Annotated in this window: 6 protein-coding genes; 1 reads left to right on the top strand and 5 read right to left on the bottom strand. The window is 39.8% G+C overall.

Annotation, left to right across the window (positions count from 1 at the left end; genetic code table 11):
- Positions 1-329: 329 nt before the first annotated feature.
- Positions 330-638 carry a hypothetical protein gene (locus G468_RS0116590; protein ID WP_026823988.1) on the bottom strand — a complete coding sequence of 103 codons (309 nt, stop codon included), beginning with the start codon at positions 636-638 and terminating at the stop codon, positions 330-332.
- A 186-nt stretch (positions 639-824) separates the two neighbouring features.
- Between G468_RS0116590 and G468_RS21595 the strand changes: the two genes are divergently transcribed.
- Positions 825-1,217: a CCDC90 family protein gene (locus G468_RS21595; protein ID WP_034250290.1), complete on the top strand. Its 393-nt coding sequence runs from the start codon at positions 825-827 to the stop codon at positions 1,215-1,217.
- Positions 1,218-1,232: 15 nt separating this feature from the next.
- Here G468_RS21595 and G468_RS0116580 read toward each other — a convergent pair whose 3' ends face one another.
- Genes G468_RS0116580 through G468_RS0116565 form a run of 4 tightly spaced genes read right to left on the bottom strand, consistent with a single transcriptional unit; the run spans position 1,233 to position 3,094 of the window.
- Entirely contained in the window at positions 1,233-1,625 is a 393-nt protein-coding gene (locus G468_RS0116580) for a single-stranded DNA-binding protein (RefSeq protein WP_026823987.1), read from the bottom strand.
- Positions 1,622-2,209: an ERF family protein gene (locus G468_RS0116575; RefSeq protein WP_026823986.1), complete on the bottom strand. Its 588-nt coding sequence runs from the start codon at positions 2,207-2,209 to the stop codon at positions 1,622-1,624. Before G468_RS0116575 ends, G468_RS0116580 begins: the two co-directional genes overlap by 4 nt.
- The gene (locus G468_RS0116570; protein WP_026823985.1) at positions 2,193-2,813 is read right to left on the bottom strand and encodes a lambda exonuclease family protein; all 621 of its coding nucleotides are present in this window, start codon (positions 2,811-2,813) and stop codon (positions 2,193-2,195) included. The genes G468_RS0116575 and G468_RS0116570 overlap by 17 nt, the downstream gene beginning before the upstream one ends.
- Positions 2,813-3,094, bottom strand: coding sequence for a hypothetical protein (locus G468_RS0116565; RefSeq protein ID WP_026823984.1), 282 nt, complete (start codon positions 3,092-3,094; stop codon positions 2,813-2,815). The genes G468_RS0116570 and G468_RS0116565 overlap by 1 nt, the downstream gene beginning before the upstream one ends.
- Positions 3,095-3,530 lie beyond the last annotated feature (436 nt).

The raw sequence follows: 3,530 nt of genomic DNA, 5'->3' as shown, positions 1-3,530 counted from the left end.
GATGACGTAACTTCCCTTGCTCGAATTAACTTAAAATCGCTTTCATCTGAGAGTGAGATTTGAGTAGCCAAGTGCAACAGTCCTCGCATTTGATTTGTTTGATATTGAAAAACTTAAGGGGTGGCGAGACGTAACGGGATTAGCAGACTGGACAAAAAGTAAACCAGCGAACCTTACGGCTCTCCCATTACATCCCACCAAAGAACTAAAGAAAAAGATAGGGATATAACGCTGATTTTGGACGTAAAAAAACCGCTTCTAGCGGCATGTGTCCGCTTTTTGACTTAGGCTGCTAAACCCAGTACCCCTTTGTTAAGGTACGAGGTTGACTATAGCTCATGCTTCGTCCTTACGTCAATGTCAATCGTGTTTATAAATTTAAGGCCACTTTCGGTTAGTTCATACGTACCGTTTTTGATACCTCCACTATTTCCTATAGCCCTTTTAACCTTAAGGTTTCCTTTTTCGAGTTCGTTTAACCAACGCTGTGCTGTGGCTTCAAGCGGTTCATTTAATGTTCCAGTGGCACAGGGTAAATATCGTTCAATCTGTACCCATATATCGTTTCGGCGCTTAAAGAATCTTCCGCTTTGTGTAGAATAGTTAGAGCCGTAAATTGCCGGAAATACTAAAGTCATTATTGCTTTTCCCTCGTCTGGTGTTTTGAATAAGGTAAACGGTAAAGATCACTTAATCTATACCGCTGGATTGTGTCAAAGCTCATACAATTTGCCTTGCTGTGCCGTAAATTAATACCGTAATTATTACTCTACTTCCTCTGGTGTTTTGTATACGCTACAATTGACTAAAAAGGAGATTCCCCAATGGCGCAAGTTGCATTTGACACACAAGAGTTTGTTGATACTTTAGAAAAAGAAGGCTTGCCAAGAAATCAGGCTAAGGCGATATCCCTTGTTGTGCGTAAATCACATGAAGTTGCTGACCTTGCTACCAAGGCAGACATCAATGATGTTAAGCGCGATCTTGAGGATGTTCGCAAGGACTTATCCGCAGAAATAGCTGACGTTCGTAAGGATATGGAGCATGGCTTTGAAAAAGTTGAGAATCAGATTGCTGATGTACGTAAGGATATTTCACAAATAGAAAAACGATTCGACCGTTTAGAGATTAAATTTGACCGTCTACAATGGTTTATCCTAGCGGGTATCCTAGGTTTGCTTTTTAAAGATGTGCTCCCAAAACTCTGGGGCGGTTAACGCTGGTTAAATCGGTTAAAAAGGAATTTCCTCATCATAAAATGGTTCTGACGTTATATTTCTTGGTTGCTGAATCTGTTGCGGTGGCTGATTTTCTTGCCTACTAGCAAAATCAATATCGTTAACGAGAACAACAACGGTTGTTTTTTCTTTCCCGTCTTTACCTGTCCACTTGTCGATCAAAAGTTGACCAGAAACAGTAACCTTCGTTCCTTTCTTCAAGTAAATCGGTAGCTTTTCGGCTTTAGCTCCAAACATGCGACACTCTACCCACGAGATCTTTTTGCTTTCTCCGTAGCCTTGTGTTACTGGCAAGGAAAACGTAGCAATCAGCTTCCCGTTAGTCGTACTTCGAGTAATACAATCGTTGCCAAGGTTGCCGGAAAATATCACGGTGTTTATTGTCAATTTGCTCCCTCCAATTCTTCTTTACGGATGTCATACACCTGTTTTGCTTTCTTTTGATGTTCACCCGTTAATTTTTTAAACGCATCTCGGAAGAAAGATTTAAGCTCATCATACGTTTTCGTCTTCATGGCTAGCTCTGTGAAATTTTTCAAGATTTCATCTTCGTCATTTACGTTACTTTCATGATTTTCTGTTGAATCTATATCCTTCGAATCATCAATGGCAAATAAGCCGTTTAGTGCATATTTCCTTGCATAAGAGATCGTCGCACCTGTTAATTGAGCATCATCAAATCCTTTTCTCTGCTCTGCTTCACGAGCCAAAGAAGTCGCTGAAATCTCAAACTGTCCATCTGTCAGGGTAACTGTAGACTTAACGTAGTATCGATTACCTATATTGGTTATTACGTCATCTATTTTTATATTTAATTTTTGTTTGGCGAGTAGCGGTTTTGCTGCTTCTAGAATGCCCTCACAAGTTCTATATCGGTATTTTGAATGATTATTCCACTCATTTTTAGGCGCATTCAAATCACGCTGTATTTGCATAATTTTTTGATAAAACTCTTTATTCGATGATTGCATCGATCATAACCTCTATTTCATTAAGAAAATCCTTCCGTCTCTTGCGAAGTTGGTTGATCTCCTCTTGATAATCTTTTCTTTCCAATCGGTAAATAATCAGTTGCTTATTTTCTGGAAAATCGGCGCAATAGCTGACAAAGTCTACCCAATCCCTCTCTGAGCAATCGAGGTGGCCTATGAGTTGCCACTTGTACGTTGGGTCAAAAGTTTTTCGCTTTAGCGTTTCATAATGCACGGGTGCTATAACTGACTTGATTTCTATAGCTCCGTCGTTGCCAACTAATCCATCAGGGCTATCGCCGTAGTCTCCCCAATCGAAAAATCCGCCACCAGTGACAAGAACTTCTTTCTTTTGCTCGTATAGCATTCTAGCTATCGGCTCTTGTTCATGACCTCTTCGCATATGCTCATTCGTGAAACCATTTTGTTGTGATTTTTTTCCGGTTATCGTTTCAAGTGCGATTTGCAATGCGTATCGTTTTGCTGGCTCACCAAAAGACGTATCTTTTTGCGTCATGAAGCAGCCAAAACGGGATGCGGTCACTTTTCCTATGCGAAGTTCTTGCCACTCACTTGTATTCTGTTCTACGTCATGCCAAATCATTAAGCAGCCTCATACTCGTAATATTCTGGCAAAAACTCTTTAGCATGTTTTATCTTGGCTAGGTTAGCGCTAAGCTCATATAGGCTGTTTTGAAAGCTGTCAGTGATTTGTATTGCCAAAAGCCACTCGTCACTATCAGATTGATTTGAGAAGAAGTTTGCTATTTCTGTATCAAGCAGCGATTGATAGATGCTCTCGGCTTTCTGTTCGCAAATTTCGTTGTCTTCTTCTGTGAATTTTTTGATTTTTCCAAAAATATTGTATTCTGTTTCTAGATTCACTTTGTCTCCTTCTGCGAGGGAAACGGTTTTTAACATTCAAAATGTACACGTTGGTTAAACATCGGTTGTCTATACTTTCTGTGGGATATTTATCCATCTTCTGCTTAAACTCGAGAAGATAATTAACTAAATATGTTTCTTGTTTGTAATATTCGCTGACGCTATCAAAGATATCTTCTGTTGAACGCTCCTTGATAATGTTCAGTCTTAAGCGACGTACTACATCTTTTTGTTTTAATTTTTGTATATATTTTTGAATCCGACTGATGTTGTATTTCTGTTTTCTATTCAAAAAATCACCTTATTGGTTATTAGGTGTTTTGTACGCCGAACTCAGCGTACCCCATCTGGAAAGTCCCTACGTCCGTAGGCTCAACTCCGCCTCGCATAAACTTCATGCTCGGCTATCAGCAAATTACAGGCGCAACTTCCCTGA

The organism is Arsenophonus nasoniae DSM 15247 (assembly GCF_000429565.1).
Lineage (GTDB): Bacteria > Pseudomonadota > Gammaproteobacteria > Enterobacterales > Enterobacteriaceae > Arsenophonus > Arsenophonus nasoniae.
Note: the sequence above shows the minus strand (reverse complement) of the source record. Positions and strands in the feature narration are given on the sequence as shown.